Below are 14,348 nucleotides of genomic sequence, written 5' to 3'. Positions count from 1 at the left end.
TTGTCGCCGACCAGAACTTTCGTTGGGGGCCGCAGTCTGAATTAGTGCCACTGCTTTTCTTTGATGTCCCCATTTTGTGGAGCCCGATAATCCCGCCTTTTAGGTTCAAGATTATCGGGTTTTTTGTTGCCTGAAAAACGTATTACATCAACGGCCCACGACCCCGAAATGCACATTTTTGCTGTGGTTCGGTCACACATCCCTCTTCTCATTCGTCATCTATATGTGTTAACCCGATAAATGAGGAGTTCTTATGACTACGCCAGTGAATACCGACCCTGTCAATCATGCGCAAACCATTGCCAACGTTTTTTCCGCGCTGCTGAAAGTGCATGGCGCTATCGACGCGCACAATCTGGAGCGCAAGATCTACCATCTCGTCCTCCTGCGCGCTTCGCAAATCAATGGCTGCGGTTACTGTGTCGAGATGCATACCAAAGAAGCGCGTGAGGACGGTGAAACCAACGCACGTCTGGACAGGCTGGTGGTATGGGAACACGTTGATGATTTCACGCCTCGCGAGCGCGCCGCATTTGCCTGGACAGAAGCGTTAACGCGGCTTGAACGCCATACCGAGTATGGCCCACTGCGCGCGGCATTGCGCGCGTACTATTCCGAGGAAGAAATCAGCGCGCTAACCGCAAATATCACTATGATAAATCTGTGGAATAGAATTCATATTTCCGGCCACTAATATGAAAAACGACAAGTATGCAGCACTGTTCGAATCGAGAAGACCGTTTCTGATCGGCCTCGCCTATCGTATTTTAGGTTCTCTGGCCGACGCGGAAGATGCCGTGCAAGATACCTATATCAAATGGTTAAATGCGGATCGCCACAGCATTCTGAATCCTGCTGCCTGGCTGACCACCGTCTGCACTCGTCGTTGTCTTGACCTGCTGCGCGCCGCGCAGCAGGCTCGCGTCGATTATGTCGGTATTTGGCTACCAGAACCCATTCAAACCGCCGTAGCCAAAACGCCCGAGCAAACGTTGGAACTCTCATCGTCGCTGTCGACGGCCTTTATGCTGTTGCTCGAAAGACTCACTCCCCGCGAGCGCGCAGCCTATTTGCTGCATGACATCTTTGACTTGCCCTACGCGGATCTCGCCATGACATTAGGTGGAGAAGAAACGGCGTGTCGTAAACTGGTGTCACGCGCGCGCGAAAAAATTGGCCGCCCAGAGGAGCGTAAAACCCAGCCCACAGAGCGGCAGGAAGCCTTGCTTATCGCTTTCAAAACGGCGGTGGAAACGGCAGATATCGAACCCCTTTCGACCCTGTTGTCCGAAGACGTTAAGCTCAGTGCGGACGGCGGCGGCAAAGTGCCCGCCAACCTGGCTGAACTCGTCGGCAAACGTGACGTGCTCGAATTTATCGGCGGTAAATTGCCCGTATTTTGGCGAGCCTATCTCTGGCAACACGCGCTCATCAATGGCGTGCCAGGCGCCTTGCTATCCGAACAAGGCCGTATTACGGCGTCTGTCAGTCTCAGCTTGAATGCCGAAGGCCGACTGGCTCAGGTATTTATCGTGCGCAACCCAAGCAAACTTTCGCAACTCGACCGTCTGTGGACAATGCCTCTGCGGTAAGAATACCCTTACAACATGTGCCCATTTTCTGGTATTACAGCGAGACGGTTTATTGACTGACAGGAGCAGGCGGCCATTTCCCGCCACGCTTAATTAGCTCGTCTCTGATGCGCTCAAGAGACGCTTTCGCCTCACTGCCGTCCTGACTCCTATTAATCAGCCGTTGCAGTTGATTACCCATCGTCCAACCCGAGTTGCCTCTTATATCGCTATCGGCACCTTTTTCTAAAAGAAGAATGACGTGGTCATAGGAGTGATAGTCTAAAGCATCGATGAGCAGCGTATCACCCAGTGAATTTCTTATATTTATATCCGCACCATAATCCAACATGACCTCTAATGTTTCTGTGTTTTTCGCAAAGATGCTATTAAATATAATGGGTTGATTATGAACCTTATCCCTAGCATTTGGAGAAAGTCCGCCCTCTAACATAGCCTGTATCCAGATGCCTTTATCCGCCTTCATAACAAACTCAGCGGGGCTACCTGGCGTGTTAGGTTGAGGTTGTAATGGATCCGCCCCTGCCTTAACCAAATCCGTAATGATCTTGTGCCGCTCTGGCGTATTCTTGTCAAAGATAGCGTTATTGATCACCCAGAATAGCATCGTCATCTCCGCCTTGGCCGGTCGATTTAACGTTTCTTTGCTTACCGTCGGTAAAACCTTATCCAGCTTTTGCCTGTCACCCTCGTATATGATGTTGGCGATGTCCAGCTGCTTTCCTTCAAAGTAATCTTGTGGTTGTAGATCCCTACCTTGCTTGCATCCCTGCATCACAAACATCGACAGCACCACGGTAATAATCATAGTAATGTGCTTCATGCCGTACCCGTCCACGTCAAACACCCGTTATTTCACCCACCTGAAAGCTAACTAATTCACAATGTTTATCTTCTCTTTAATTTTAATTAATTTTTTAATATAAGAATTATTTTTGTCTCCTTTGGCTATTTCCGCAGAAATCAGAGAAAGGAAGCTGTCATTAAAATCATCTTTGGCTAAGGGGTTAGCGCCATGAGCCAAAAGAACCTCAATGTGCTCAGGGCAACTGTTATACAGCGCATTAATTAATGGAGTTCTGTTCATAGCCCCTTTGATATTAACATCAGCTTTGTAATCTATTAGGGCACTCAATGTCTCTGTATTAACCGCTTGAAAGCTCTTGAAAATTATTGGCTGATTGTTTATTTCATCCCTTGCATTAGGCGATAATCCGCCTTCAAGCATAGCCTGTATCCAGACGCCTTTATCCGCTTTCATAACATATTCAGCCGGGCTACTTCGCCCTTCCGGTCTTGGCTGCAGTGGATCTGCCCCTGCCTTGACCAAATCCGTAATGATCTTGAGCCGCTCTGGCGTGTTCTTGTCAAAGATGGCGTTATTTATCGCCCAGAATAGCAACGTCATCTCCGCCTTGGCCGGCCGATTTAACGTTTCTTTGCTTACCGTCGGTAAAACCTTATCCAGCTTTTGCCTGTCACCCTCGTAGATGATGTTGGCGATGTCCAGCTGCTTTCCTTCAAAGTAATCCTGTGGTTGTAGATCCATACCTTGTTTGCACCCCTGCATGATGAGCGTAGACACTACCATCGTGATAATGAGTATGATTTTTTTCATATTCTTCCCTTGATTGTGGCAATGTCATCGTCTTTTTCATTTTCAATGCATTGTATCGCCTGGTCTATACCGTGCTTATCCAGCAGTGAGCCTGTTCCACCGGAAAGCGTGTGTTTTACTCCCACTGCATCAGGCGCCAACATGGACAAGCGTTCTTTCGCCATCACCGCCGGGGGATAAAATTGGAGGTCTTTGGCATCCTCCCACAAATCAACCTCCTGCAGCTTGGTCAATAGCTCCCCCTTCACGCGATACGCCTGAATATTATCGGCGCTGCCTATAATCGAACCGCCATATTTTTCTACAGTTCCTGCATTCAGGCCTGCTGCATTAAACGTCCAAGCCGGTTTGCCGCTGGCCATGGAGGCCGCAGACGCCATGCCCCCGCCCAGCGAATGGCCAGATATCCCGGCACCGCCTTTAATTGCTTTACCTATATTGACCGCTTTCTTGTAATATTCGGAGTTAAACCCCAACCCCTGAGCGCCGTTATTTGACCAGTCACTCAGGTTTTTAATGCCTGACAAATCGCCATTCAGTAACGCTTTCTGGGCAGCCTTACTTATTCCCTCCGGGAACTCGGGCGCACGCGATCCACGGAACACCACCGTCGGATTCATCGCTTTACCAAAGACCGTTTCATCTGGCTGATAAACCCGAGCCAGAAAGCCCGGCGTATCCTCATCGTCATAGAGCATATCTTTGCTTAAACCGAGTTTACCCAGCGCCCCATCATTGTTACTGATGTCCTTCCAGCCCTCAGGGATGTCTATCGTGTCCTTGAGTGGGTTAGTGGTCTTGTAAACATTCTCAGCCAGCTTCGCTTTTTCGACCGCGACGTTGTTCTCCGCCAATCGCTGTGCCGCCATGCGCGCATCAGGGTAAATGCTGCGGTTGCCTCGCCCTATCAGGTACTGGCGTTCTTGCCAGCGTTCAGCCTTAGTCATCGGACGAATGGCCTGTACCGTGGCGGCAACGGTTGCCACTGCGGTAGCGATGGCTTGCTGCAGAGGGGGATTCCGGGTCGTATTCTGCCTCGCCGGCAGCACCGTCGGTTTTGCCCGCCGGCCATAGCGGCTGACCATTTCTTCATAGCGGGCGATCACGCGCCCAGTTGGATAAAAGGCAGGAAGAGAGCTGCCGGGATAGCGCTGTAATCGGCCTTCCGCGTCGACGTAAAACGCGTATTTCGTCGGCGTCCAGGCGCCCATTCCCTCATCAATCGCCAGCAAGCCGCCCCGATTGAGATCATCGAACACGCTGCGCTTCACAATCGCGTCCTCACGATAACCGGTGACGCCAATACCGGATTGAGTATTGCGGGTTATGGAGTACCGGCTGCTTATCGATATGCCGGCTGCGCCGCCGAACAGATAATGCCGTTCCAGCTCATGGTGCGCTTGTGTCGGGGTGAGTATCCGGGAGAAACTTTCCGGCGCCGTGTGTTCAGAAAAGAGAGAAAGCAGCTTCATACGGCACCAGCCCGTACGTCGGTTCCCTGGGGCGGCGTTCCAGCCCCTTTCCTTGTCACCTCGCCGAGATTTAGCGAACGATAACGCATTGGATATCCTTATCTTGCAAGTCACTGTATGCCCGTGAATGTTCGAAAAACTAGCATAATTCAGCAAAGATTGCTTTGTTGTCTTGCTGTTCACACCGTAAGACCCGGTGGAGAGAATTCATGTAATGGTGTTTTTCGGCAGCGGCGTCTGGCAAACGCCATAGGAAAATAAATCTCAGATAAAAGTCTGGCGGAAAATCAGAAGGGATATAGAGAAAAAAAAATGGCACACCCAACGTTGCTGGGCTGCTTTTGCTGCGCCGGCCACAGGCCGGCGCAGCAATGCCCGTTTAGAACCGCTGTTTGATAGGTTCATCACTGTTCAGATTGCCGTTGGCCTGCGCTTCCCCGCAGGTGGTGGGGCCAAAGGCCACCACTTTGCCGTCGCTGTTTCTGAAGCCAACGTAGAACGGCGTCACGGTGCCGTTCGGCAAGCGGTGGTGGTAGTCGTGGCACACGCCCTGGCCGTTCAGCGTCGGCAGGGTGGCGATCGGCGCGCCGAAATCCCGGCTGACCGAGCGCTTGTCGGCGCCGACGTGAAAAGCGTCGGCGATCTTTTGATCGCGCAGCAGGCTGAAGGTATCGCAGCCGGTTAACAACAGGCTCACCGCCACAACGGCACTCCCTAACCCTTTATTCATTTTTCACTCCCTCTATATATATTGAACCTGGCGGCAATTACGCTGTTTTGCCGGGTAAACGTCGGCGAGCGCCCAAGGGCGTGCCTGCTCGCAAGAGCATTAAAAAAGAGAAGCCATGCAAATTAATGTTTCAACGAATGAGATAACTGCCCCATCGCCCTGGAAAGAACCGAATGGAGGCGCGTTACAGTTTGCGGATCACATTGCCAATCAGGCATTTCACCGCGTTGATTTGCGCCGTCAGCCCCGGCTTATCGGCGGGAAACACGCCGTCCAGCGCCGCGGTACCGACGGTGAAACCAACCGCATTGCCCGTCACCACGGCGGCGATGCGCTCTTCCCGGTCGATAGACCCGGCGATATAAACCGGTTTGTCGACCGCATCGCACACCCGCCGAATCAACGTCGGCACGTCGCCGGCAAAGCGGTAGGCCAGCAAATCCAGCCCTGTCACGCCCGGTAAAGCGGCGCGCTGGCGGGCGCTGGCGACAATATCGTCAATGTCACCTTCCAGCACGCTGGGGTGGCCGCTGATGCGGCCGGCGAACGGATAGTAGCGCAGGCCAGACTGACGAATGATCGGCAGCACGCTTTCCGGGCGCGTTCCCCCCATCAATACATCAACGCCCAATTCCAGCGCCGCGCGCGCCGAATTCATCTCGCTTTCCTCATCCAGGCTGACCACTTCCAGGTACGCGGTGGCGCCGCCGGCGTGGATCGCCTGCGCCAACTGTTTGAGTTGATCCAGCGGCAGGCCGATATCCTTAAAGCCGATATGCTTCACGCCGGCAGCCAGCACTTCTGGCAGCCGCGCTTGCGCATCGGGCACCGTGCTGTCGTTGCGCGTCAGCATGAAAATAAACTCGGGTGTGTGCATGGTGTTTCCTCATTGTCTTCAGGTGATGTGAGTTATTGGGCGCGCAGCATTTTTTCCGCCTGCCGGAAGGCGTACAGCAGGCTGGCGTGTTCCGCCCGTCCGCTGCCCGCGATATCGAACGCCGTACCGTGGTCGACCGAGGTGCGGATAAACGGCAGGCCGACGGTGACGTTAACGCCGTGATCCACCCCGAGATATTTCACCGGGATCAGGCCCTGGTCGTGATATTGGGCGACCACAATGTCGAACTCCCCGCGCCGGGCGCGCATAAAAACGGTATCGCCGGGCCAGGGGCCGCTGACGTCCAACCCCTGTTCCCGCGCCAGGGTGATGGCGGGCACGATGACGTCAAGATCTTCGCGGCCGAACAGGCCGTTCTCCCCGGCGTGCGGATTCAGGCCGGCCACCGCAATGCGCGGTTTCGCTATACCCAACGCCCGGCAGGCCGTTTGCGCCAGATGAAACGCGCGCAGCTCGTTTTCCACGGTCGCCGCGTCGATGGCGTCCCGCAGCGAAACGTGAATGGAAACCAGGATCACCCGCAGCTCGTCATTGGCCAGCATCATGGCGAAGTCCTGGGTGCCCGAGCGCGCCGCCAGGATCTCGGTGTGCCCCGGATAATCGATCCCCGCCAGGCGCATCGCTTCCTTGTTCAGCGGCGCAGTGACGATGCCGGCGATGCGCCCCGCCAGCGCCAGATCGATGGCGGCAACCACCCAGGCATAAGACGCCGCCCCCGCGCGCTTATCGAGCCTGCCGAGGGGCAAGTCCGCCGGCAGCGCAACGCCGGCGGAATAAACGGCGGTCTCCCCCCGCCGCCAGGCTTCGTCCCATCCCGCCAGCGAGGCGGGCAGTTCGCGGATAGGCAGCGTCAGCCCCAGACTGGCCGCCGCGCGCGCCAGTGCGCCGGCATCGCCAATCACCACATAAGGCGTGCTCAACCGCTCTGTGGCCGCCAGTTTGGCGATGATCTCCGGCCCGATGCCGGCGGGATCGCCCATGGTTATCGCCAGCGGCAAGGTGGAAAGGGTCATTGTTCTTCTCCTTCTCGGTCAGCGCGCAACCGGGTTACGCAGTTCAACAACGTACCGGCCCGGCCAAAACCGCCCGCCTTGGTGGCGAACGGCAGCCTGCGGCCCGGCAGATTTAACAACCCGAAAGGCACGCCGGGTTCCACCTCGCCGAACAGCGTCAATGAGCCGGCCGCCATGGCGTCGACGATACGCCGCGCGGTATCGCCGCCGGTCGCCACCAGCCCGTCGAAGGCTGGCGTGCAACGGCTGACGACCGCGCCCAGCGCAGCGGCATGATCCGCCGTGGCCGCTCGCGACCGGGGCGACATCAGGCAAACCACATCGGCGCGCGCAAACGCCGTTCGCACCTCTTGCGCTACCGCCTCGGGATCGGCCGCTTCAGGCAGCGTGACCAGCACCGCGCCCGCCTGCCGCAGGCTTGCCAGCTGGGCGTCATTCGCCGGATGCAGGCTGCCAATCGCCACCAGCACTTTGCTGGCTCTCAGCGGCGGTTGAGCGGGCGCCGCGTTCTCCTTAGGGGACAACGCACGCGACAGCGCCGCCGCCAGGCCCGGCGATCCCACCCACACCACCGGTTCGGCAATGCCGATCCGCCTCACGACCTCATCCAACTCGCCGTTGTCTGCGGCGTCGAATACCTGAAAACGCGTCGGCTCCAGCCCCGCCATGCGCTCCATGACGTAGCCGGTGACGATCGGGTTCTTCGGATCGCGCGCAAAAGCGGTCTGCTCCAGCGCGACGCCGTCGACGTATTGCCGGCCGCCCACCGTGGTGCGGCCGGCATCCGGGAAGGCCGGCGCAACGATGGCGAGACGGCGCCCGCTGCCCGACAGCGCCCCGCGCGTTTCCGGCCCCAGATTGCCGCGCAGCGTGGAATCGATCGTTTTGTATATGAGGCGCGCCGGCTTCACACTGGCGGCGGCATGGCGAAAACGCCGCTCCGCCTGCTCCGGCGAAACGAAGCGGGAATCTAAATCGAAAGCGACGATCTCAGCGCCCTGCAACGCGGCATCGGGCAGGCGCAGCATGACGCAGGCGCTCAGTCCGCGCGCGGCGAACGGGGCCGCGCCGTCGAGCGCGCTGGTAAGATCATCGGCGAGAATGGCAATCATCGCAGTTACCCGTAAGTGGAAAGTGATGCACACTTTGGCGGATTTGGCTGGCAATAAAAAACGATTTGCGTAGTATCGATGATTGACAAAAACTCAATCAAAAGGGGGCGCAGTGCGTCAACGAAGGTTGCCTAACCTGGCGGTATTACGGGCTTTCGAAGCTACGGTGCGGTACGGCAGCGTGTCGAAAGCCGCCAAATCACTCAACGTCACCGACGGCGCCGTCAGCCGTGCGGTGCGCGAATTCGAGCAGACCCTGGGATTCGCGCTGTTTCAGCGCACCAGCCGCATGGTGCACCCGACGCCGCAGGCGCAAGAGCTGGCGAGCGAGATCGGCCGGGGGCTGGACAACCTGCAGTCGGCGATCGACCGCGCCTGTCGGCATCATCAGAATCGCCCGTTGGTGATCTCCTGCGAGCCGACCTTTCTGATCCGCTGGCTGATCCCGCGCCTGGCCGGTTTGCAGCAGGCGGTGGGGAAAGAGCGCGATCTGCAGCTGGTCTCCGCCGGCGGCGCCGTCGCCTTCTCGCGCGAAGGCATCGATCTGGCGATTCGCCGCAACGATTTCCCGATCGCCGACGACGTGGTCGCCCGCCCGTTCCTCAAAGAACGGGTCGGCCCGGTTTGCCGCCGGGAGCATGCCGCGGCGGGGCGTGAACTGCGCGGCACCCTGCTCCACACCGAGACGCGACCGTTCGCCTGGCGCGACTGGTGCGCCCACAGCGGCTTCGAGATCCAGCCGGGCAACGAGCTACGTTTCGAACATTTCTATCTCAGCCTGCAGGCGGCGGTCGCCGGCGCCGGTATCGGCATCGGCCCTTTGGCGCTGGTGGCGGATGACATCGTCAACGGCGCGCTGGTGGCGCCATATGGCTTTGCGCCTGACGGGACGGATTACGTGCTGATGACCCAGGCCGACGGCCAGGAGGATGCGATATTCTCAACGGTGTTGGATTGGCTGATCGCCATGGGGGAAGAAACCGAACGGGCGGTATTGGCGGGCGGAAAGAAAGCGTAACGGGGAAAAGTCTCCGCCTGCCGCGCAGGGCAAGCGGAGCGGCGTCAGGCGGCAATTACTTCTGCTCGGCCTGGCTTACGGTATCTTCGGCTTTCCAGATGCGGTATTTCACTTCCGCGTCTTTCGGCGCATACACCACGATCGGCAGGCGGCTGTTGTAGCGCTGCATCGCGGCGTCGCCCAGGTTGGCGGCGATGAATTGCTTGGTCTTGGTGTTGTCCGGGCAGCCCATCATGGTCGAGGCCGGTTCAGAGAGCTTCTCCAGCACCAGATAATCGTAGCCCCAGCCGGACAGGGTTTTGGTTTCCAGCGTGCCGCCGATCATGTGGCGGTTGCAGTCCACCTCCAGCGTCTTGCCGATCAGCAGCTCCACCTTGTAGTTCTCTTCGTGCTCTTGCTTCGGCAGGTAGATCACCTGGCGGTTCATGCCCTTCTCGGCTTTCGGGTAAGGCGCGACCTTTTCCAGCGGCTGTTTGCTGATATCCGCGTCATCGCCAGAGGTAGCCGCCATAGCGCCGGCGGAAACGGCCATCAGCAGGCCGGAAAATACAACGGATGCCTTGTTCATGTTTTATCCCTACACTTTTTGTCAAATAATCCGCCTATAAACTAATACACTACCGCCAAGCCCGCCACAGGTTTAATCTTCTTTACAATAGGCGATAAATAGTGACAATCGCCTGATATCGCCGATTAACCGAAGCAATGGCTCAGTGTTTCTTCAGGTTGGCGATATAGGCCTTCACCACCTGATAAACATAATCCTGGCATGCCAGCCCGGTTTGCGGATCGTATTTGCCCTGATTGGTGATGTTGTTGGACAACACGCGAATGCCGACGAACGGCACCTTGAATTCGGCGGCGATCTGCGCGGCGGAGGCGGTCTCCATCTCTTCGACCGAAGTTTGATAGCGGTCGTGGAAATAGCGAATGCGATCCAGCTCGCTGTTCCACACGTCGGCCGAGCCGATCACCCCTTCCACGACCTTGCCCTGTCGATAATCGCTCTTAACGCTTTGCGCAATCGCCAGCAGGTTGGGGTCGGCGGGAAACTGACGCAGGCTGTGCGCCTTTTTGTCCTCGCCGGCGCTGCCTTTGGAAGCCAACAGATCCATCGGCTGCCACTGCCGCGAGTCGCTGCCTGCCCCCAACGCCTTGGCCGGCGTTTTGAACGCGCCGAGATTGACCGAATATTTGCCCAACACGATGTCATATACTTTCAGTGCCGGATCATGGCCGCCGGCGGTGCCCTGGTTGATGATCGCCACCGGGCGGAACTGCGTGGCGGCGATCGCCGTGGCCGCCGCGGCGTTGGACATGCCCTTCAGCGTCTCCGACACCACCACCGGGTAGCCGTCTACGGTGCCGTGCCAAAAGCGCCAGCCGCCAATCTGCTCCTCGCGCGGGTTTTCCAATCGCTGGGCAAAACGTTCCGCCTCCACCGGCATGGCGCCCTGCACCACGATCGGCCCGGCGGCCGCAGGTTGGCCAAAGCTCAGCGGAGAAAAGGCCGCACCGGCAGCCGCCAACAGTAAGACACGCGCGTTATTCTGCATCACCACACTCTCATCCCGAAAAAAAGCAAACGATTACCTTAGCCGAAGGCGGTGGCCTCGGATAGGGTTTTCTTACCGGTGGACTAAGGTTTTCTTAAGACGGAATGATTACAGTGGCGTTATTCAATCCTGCCACCGAGCCTGCGCGTGAATCCAGAATCGTCATTAAATCAATCCTCAACGGCACCGCAAATTAAGACAACCGCTCTTTACTCCCTACCGGCATCCTTTTACCGTTGGCAGGTTTTTGGCCTGCTGATCAGCGGCCTGCTGTTCCTGTGGCTTTCCCGCAGCGAACAGCTGGACTGGGCGATCGGCAACTTTTGGTACGATGCCGCCAGCGGGCATTTCCCGTGGCAAAACAATTATTGGCTGGATCTGATCAACCACCGCCTGCTGAAGCAAATAGTGATCGTCGGGGCGGTACTGGCGCTGTTTTGGGGCATCTATCGCCGCAGCGCGCGCCTGATCGTGACCATGCTGTTGATCGGGATCGGCCCGTTGGTAGTGGGCATTCTCAAGGCCACCAGCGCGCACTCCTGTCCGTGGGATCTGATCGAGTACGGCGGCAAGGCGATGTCCTTCCCGTTGTTCGGTGCGGTGCCGGCACTGCCGGGCCCCGGCCGCTGTTTCCCCGGCGGGCACGCCTCGAGCGGTTTCGCGATCATGGCGTTGTTTTTCCTGTTTTATCCGCAGCGCCCGCGCCTGGCCTGGTGGTGCTGGTGCGGCGGCATTGCGCTCGGCATGCTGATGGGCTTTGGTCAGATCATGCGCGGCGCACATTTTCTTACCCATAACCTGTGGGCGGGTTGGTGGGTTTGGTTAAGCCAGTTGGTTATTTATTGGATGGTTAGCGGCTATTGGTGCCGCAAGATGAGGTAACGGTTATGGAGCAGTTAAACCATGTTCTTTTCGCCTGGATCAATGCGACCCCGGCGTCTCCCGAGTGGATGATTGATTTCGCCACCTTTTTGGCGCGCGATCTGATCATTATCGTGCCGCTGCTGATCGTCGGCCTGTGGCTGTGGGGGCCGCAAAGCCAGCTGGTTTCGCAGCGCGAAGTGGTGGCGAAAACCACGATCGCGCTGCTGTTCGCCATGCTTGCCGCCTCCGCTATCGGCGCGCTGCTGCCGCATGAGCGCCCATTCGTCGCCGGCGTGGGGTATACCTTCCTGGCGCACGCGCCGGACAGCTCGTTCCCGAGCGATCACGGCACCGCCATCTTTACCTTTGCGCTGGCGTTCCTGTTCTGGCACCGGGTCTGGTCCGGTGCGCTGCTGATGATTGTCGCCGTCGGCATCGCCTGGTCACGCGTTTACCTCGGCGTACACTGGCCGCTGGATATGGTCGGCGGTTTCCTGCTCGGCCTGGTCGGCTGCCTGTTCGCCCAGCTGGTGTGGAATCTGTTCGGCGATGCCCTCGCCGACAAGCTGTCGCGCCTGTATCGTTTCCTGTTCGCCTTCGCCATTCGCCGCGGCTGGGTGAAAGAGTAACCGTACAACATGACCGGGGCGTTACCGCCCCGTGATTTCACACCACGCCGGTGGTCACGCAGAACGCCTGCGTTTTTCCCGCTCCCAGCATCACCCCCGCCTCACCCTCTGGCGCATTCGGGCGGCAGTTCGCCGGCTGAACAAAGGCCAGCAGCCGCCGGTTGCCCTGAACGGCGATGCGCCGCAGGCCATAGTTGAACTGCCCGGTGGCGAAACGCGTGACATAACGCCGGCCTTGCGGCGTCAGCATAAAGAACTCGGCCTGATCCACATAGCGCGTCAGATCGTCGGAGCACAGCAGTTCTTGCCCGATCGCATCCCCTAGCAAAGCCGGCGTCGGCAGATTCTGGCGGAATACCGCGTCGGGAATGCAATCATAGTTGAGGCGACACACATAGCGCAGCGGCTGCGGCCGCTCGGCCAGGTTAGTGACCTTCATCTCTATGACGAACTGCGCGCTCTCGGCTGCCAAACGCAGCGCCGGGCCGATGCGCCAACGCCCGCCCAACCGCTCGCCTTCGCCATGCAATGTCAGCTCATCGCCCGTCAGCTGCAGCCACACGCGCTGCATCTGCAGCGGCGCGCCGTCGTGGCTCGGCCAGGCGGGACAGAACGCCGCGTCGTCAGCGCGCTTTCTCCCGAGACCGCGGGTGCTGCGGCGGCCCGATTTCAATGAATAACCGTCAAACTCGGCGTCCCAAATCGCCAGGCCCTCATACGGCAAGACCGTCAGCGCGCCGCGGCAGTTCGCCAGCGTCAGCATCGGCCCGCGTTCTGCGCAGCGATGCGCGCTCACCGCGAAATCCGCATTGCGGAACAGTTCCTGCCGATGCGCCCCGAAAGCTTCAGGATCCAGTTCGATGTTGATCTTCATCTTTTTTCCCTCGACGTTGCGCCCGCGCAGGCCGCGAGCCGTTAAATGTTATTTAAATAACAAAACTACGCCTTTAAGTTATACGTATAACGGCCTGTTCGCGACGATCTCGTCGACATTTTTTAAACATCGCTAGGTTTATCGGCATCTGAATGTTATTATTTTCACATTATCCATCCGGCTTACTGTCTTAACTTCACTAAGGAATCGCGATGACCACCGAAAACATCGATTACGCCAACTACGTTGACCACACCCTGCTGGCGATGGACGCCACCGAACTGCAGATCGCCAAACTGTGCGAAGAAGCGCAGCAGCACAACTTCTATGCGGTATGCGTCAACTCCGGCTACGTGCCGCTGGCGGCCCAGCTGCTGCAGGAAAGCACCGTGAAAGTCTGCTCGGTGATCGGCTTCCCGCTGGGCGCCGGCCTGACCGTCACCAAAGCCTTTGAAGCCAAAGCGGCGATCGCCGCCGGCGCGCAAGAGATCGATATGGTGATCAACGTCGGCTGGCTGAAAAGCGGCCTGCTGGACGAAGTGAAAGCCGACATCGCCGCCGTGCGCGAGGTTTGCGCGGCTATCCCGTTGAAGGTAATATTGGAAACCTGCCTGCTCAGCGATGCGCAGATCGTCCAGGTTTGTGAAATGTGTCGCGAACTCGATGTCGCCTTCGTGAAAACCTCTACCGGCTTCAGCACCGGCGGCGCTCGGGAAGAGCACGTCAAACTGATGCGCGAGACCGTGGGCAGCGAAATGGGCGTGAAAGCTTCCGGCGCCGTGCGCGATCGTGCCACCGCCGAGAAGATGATCAACGCCGGCGCCACGCGTATCGGCACCAGCTCCGGCGTCGCCATCGTATCCGGCGCCCAGCCGGCGGCGGGCAGCTACTGATCGTCGGCATGCCCTAACGGGCATAGCCAATACACAACGATGCGGGACAATACGGGCGGCCAATGCGGCCCGATATTGC

Annotated in this window: 16 protein-coding genes; 6 read left to right on the top strand and 10 right to left on the bottom strand. The window is 58.1% G+C overall.

Annotation, left to right across the window (positions count from 1 at the left end; translation table 11 throughout):
• The first annotated feature begins 253 nt into the window (after positions 1-253).
• Both SSARUM2_RS08175 and sigJ read left to right on the top strand, forming a co-directional pair.
• Complete coding sequence (locus tag SSARUM2_RS08175; RefSeq protein ID WP_049213125.1) at positions 254-694, top strand: carboxymuconolactone decarboxylase family protein; 441 nt, start codon at positions 254-256, stop codon at positions 692-694.
• Position 695: 1 nt separating this feature from the next.
• Positions 696-1,592: an RNA polymerase sigma factor SigJ gene (sigJ, locus tag SSARUM2_RS08170; RefSeq protein WP_060438901.1), complete on the top strand. Its 897-nt coding sequence runs from the start codon at positions 696-698 to the stop codon at positions 1,590-1,592.
• 49 nt (positions 1,593-1,641) lie between these two features.
• Here the strand turns inward: sigJ and SSARUM2_RS08165 are convergent, their stop codons facing one another.
• The 7 genes from SSARUM2_RS08165 to SSARUM2_RS08135 form a co-directional block, all read right to left on the bottom strand.
• Positions 1,642-2,415 (bottom strand): ankyrin repeat domain-containing protein, encoded by a 774-nt coding sequence (locus SSARUM2_RS08165; protein WP_060439066.1) that lies wholly within the window; start codon positions 2,413-2,415, stop codon positions 1,642-1,644.
• 51 nt (positions 2,416-2,466) lie between these two features.
• Positions 2,467-3,210 carry an ankyrin repeat domain-containing protein gene (locus SSARUM2_RS08160; RefSeq protein ID WP_060419791.1) on the bottom strand — a complete coding sequence of 248 codons (744 nt, stop codon included), beginning with the start codon at positions 3,208-3,210 and terminating at the stop codon, positions 2,467-2,469.
• On the bottom strand, positions 3,207-4,682 hold the full coding sequence (locus SSARUM2_RS08155) for a phospholipase (RefSeq protein WP_060438902.1): 1,476 nt from the start codon (positions 4,680-4,682) through the stop codon (positions 3,207-3,209). Before SSARUM2_RS08155 ends, SSARUM2_RS08160 begins: the two co-directional genes overlap by 4 nt.
• Before the next feature lie 379 nt (positions 4,683-5,061).
• A complete protein-coding gene (locus SSARUM2_RS08150; RefSeq protein WP_125460754.1) occupies positions 5,062-5,412 on the bottom strand; it encodes a hypothetical protein in 351 nt (116 codons plus the stop codon).
• A gap of 184 nt (positions 5,413-5,596) precedes the next feature.
• Positions 5,597-6,289, bottom strand: a complete 693-nt coding sequence (locus SSARUM2_RS08145; RefSeq protein ID WP_060421625.1) for a hypothetical protein — start codon at positions 6,287-6,289, stop codon at positions 5,597-5,599.
• A 32-nt stretch (positions 6,290-6,321) separates the two neighbouring features.
• Complete coding sequence (gene pdxA / locus SSARUM2_RS08140; RefSeq protein ID WP_060438903.1) at positions 6,322-7,323, bottom strand: 4-hydroxythreonine-4-phosphate dehydrogenase PdxA; 1,002 nt, start codon at positions 7,321-7,323, stop codon at positions 6,322-6,324.
• Entirely contained in the window at positions 7,320-8,435 is a 1,116-nt protein-coding gene (locus SSARUM2_RS08135) for a four-carbon acid sugar kinase family protein (protein WP_049213132.1), read from the bottom strand. Before SSARUM2_RS08135 ends, pdxA begins: the two co-directional genes overlap by 4 nt.
• 112 nt (positions 8,436-8,547) lie before the next feature.
• Between SSARUM2_RS08135 and SSARUM2_RS08130 the strand changes: the two genes are divergently transcribed.
• Positions 8,548-9,453 carry a LysR family transcriptional regulator gene (locus tag SSARUM2_RS08130; protein WP_053091702.1) on the top strand — a complete coding sequence of 302 codons (906 nt, stop codon included), beginning with the start codon at positions 8,548-8,550 and terminating at the stop codon, positions 9,451-9,453.
• Positions 9,454-9,508: 55 nt separating this feature from the next.
• On the opposite strand, the gene eco is transcribed toward SSARUM2_RS08130, so the two are convergent.
• Both eco and SSARUM2_RS08120 read right to left on the bottom strand, forming a co-directional pair.
• Complete coding sequence (gene eco, locus SSARUM2_RS08125) at positions 9,509-10,021, bottom strand: serine protease inhibitor ecotin (protein ID WP_033637803.1); 513 nt, start codon at positions 10,019-10,021, stop codon at positions 9,509-9,511.
• Between the two features lie 142 nt (positions 10,022-10,163).
• Positions 10,164-11,009 (bottom strand): 5'-methylthioadenosine/S-adenosylhomocysteine nucleosidase, encoded by an 846-nt coding sequence (locus SSARUM2_RS08120; RefSeq protein ID WP_060438904.1) that lies wholly within the window; start codon positions 11,007-11,009, stop codon positions 10,164-10,166.
• A 147-nt stretch (positions 11,010-11,156) separates the two neighbouring features.
• Here SSARUM2_RS08120 and SSARUM2_RS08115 point away from each other — a divergent pair, with 147 nt between their 5' ends.
• Positions 11,157-11,891 (top strand): phosphatase PAP2 family protein, encoded by a 735-nt coding sequence (locus SSARUM2_RS08115; protein WP_060438905.1) that lies wholly within the window; start codon positions 11,157-11,159, stop codon positions 11,889-11,891.
• Between the two features lie 5 nt (positions 11,892-11,896).
• On the top strand, positions 11,897-12,502 hold the full coding sequence (gene ybjG, locus SSARUM2_RS08110) for an undecaprenyl-diphosphate phosphatase (RefSeq protein ID WP_033637800.1): 606 nt from the start codon (positions 11,897-11,899) through the stop codon (positions 12,500-12,502).
• Between the two features lie 37 nt (positions 12,503-12,539).
• Here ybjG and SSARUM2_RS08105 read toward each other — a convergent pair whose 3' ends face one another.
• Entirely contained in the window at positions 12,540-13,376 is an 837-nt protein-coding gene (locus SSARUM2_RS08105) for a hypothetical protein (RefSeq protein ID WP_060453212.1), read from the bottom strand.
• A gap of 212 nt (positions 13,377-13,588) precedes the next feature.
• Between SSARUM2_RS08105 and deoC the strand changes: the two genes are divergently transcribed.
• Positions 13,589-14,269: a deoxyribose-phosphate aldolase gene (gene deoC, locus SSARUM2_RS08100; protein ID WP_060438906.1), complete on the top strand. Its 681-nt coding sequence runs from the start codon at positions 13,589-13,591 to the stop codon at positions 14,267-14,269.
• The last annotated feature ends 79 nt before the right edge of the window (positions 14,270-14,348 follow it).

It is taken from the genome of Serratia sp. K-E0102, from assembly GCF_029962625.1.
Taxonomy (GTDB): Bacteria; Pseudomonadota; Gammaproteobacteria; order Enterobacterales; family Enterobacteriaceae; genus Serratia; species Serratia sarumanii.
Note: the sequence above shows the minus strand (reverse complement) of the source record. Positions and strands in the feature narration are given on the sequence as shown.

What these genes read in the sequence shown, in the direction of transcription:
- SSARUM2_RS08175 (WP_049213125.1), top strand. Translation starts at nt 254, where the DNA reads ATGACTACGCCAGTGAATACCGACCCTGTCAATCATGCGCAAACCATT.
- sigJ (WP_060438901.1), top strand. Translation starts at nt 696, where the DNA reads ATGAAAAACGACAAGTATGCAGCACTGTTCGAATCGAGAAGACCGTTT.
- SSARUM2_RS08165 (WP_060439066.1), bottom strand. Translation starts at nt 2,415, where the DNA reads ATGAAGCACATTACTATGATTATTACCGTGGTGCTGTCGATGTTTGTG.
- SSARUM2_RS08160 (WP_060419791.1), bottom strand. Translation starts at nt 3,210, where the DNA reads ATGAAAAAAATCATACTCATTATCACGATGGTAGTGTCTACGCTCATC.
- SSARUM2_RS08155 (WP_060438902.1), bottom strand. Translation starts at nt 4,682, where the DNA reads ATGAAGCTGCTTTCTCTCTTTTCTGAACACACGGCGCCGGAAAGTTTC.
- SSARUM2_RS08150 (WP_125460754.1), bottom strand. Translation starts at nt 5,412, where the DNA reads ATGAATAAAGGGTTAGGGAGTGCCGTTGTGGCGGTGAGCCTGTTGTTA.
- SSARUM2_RS08145 (WP_060421625.1), bottom strand. Translation starts at nt 6,289, where the DNA reads ATGCACACACCCGAGTTTATTTTCATGCTGACGCGCAACGACAGCACG.
- pdxA (WP_060438903.1), bottom strand. Translation starts at nt 7,323, where the DNA reads ATGACCCTTTCCACCTTGCCGCTGGCGATAACCATGGGCGATCCCGCC.
- SSARUM2_RS08135 (WP_049213132.1), bottom strand. Translation starts at nt 8,435, where the DNA reads ATGATTGCCATTCTCGCCGATGATCTTACCAGCGCGCTCGACGGCGCG.
- eco (WP_033637803.1), bottom strand. Translation starts at nt 10,021, where the DNA reads ATGAACAAGGCATCCGTTGTATTTTCCGGCCTGCTGATGGCCGTTTCC.
- SSARUM2_RS08120 (WP_060438904.1), bottom strand. Translation starts at nt 11,009, where the DNA reads ATGCAGAATAACGCGCGTGTCTTACTGTTGGCGGCTGCCGGTGCGGCC.
- ybjG (WP_033637800.1), top strand. Translation starts at nt 11,897, where the DNA reads ATGGAGCAGTTAAACCATGTTCTTTTCGCCTGGATCAATGCGACCCCG.
- SSARUM2_RS08105 (WP_060453212.1), bottom strand. Translation starts at nt 13,376, where the DNA reads ATGAAGATCAACATCGAACTGGATCCTGAAGCTTTCGGGGCGCATCGG.
- deoC (WP_060438906.1), top strand. Translation starts at nt 13,589, where the DNA reads ATGACCACCGAAAACATCGATTACGCCAACTACGTTGACCACACCCTG.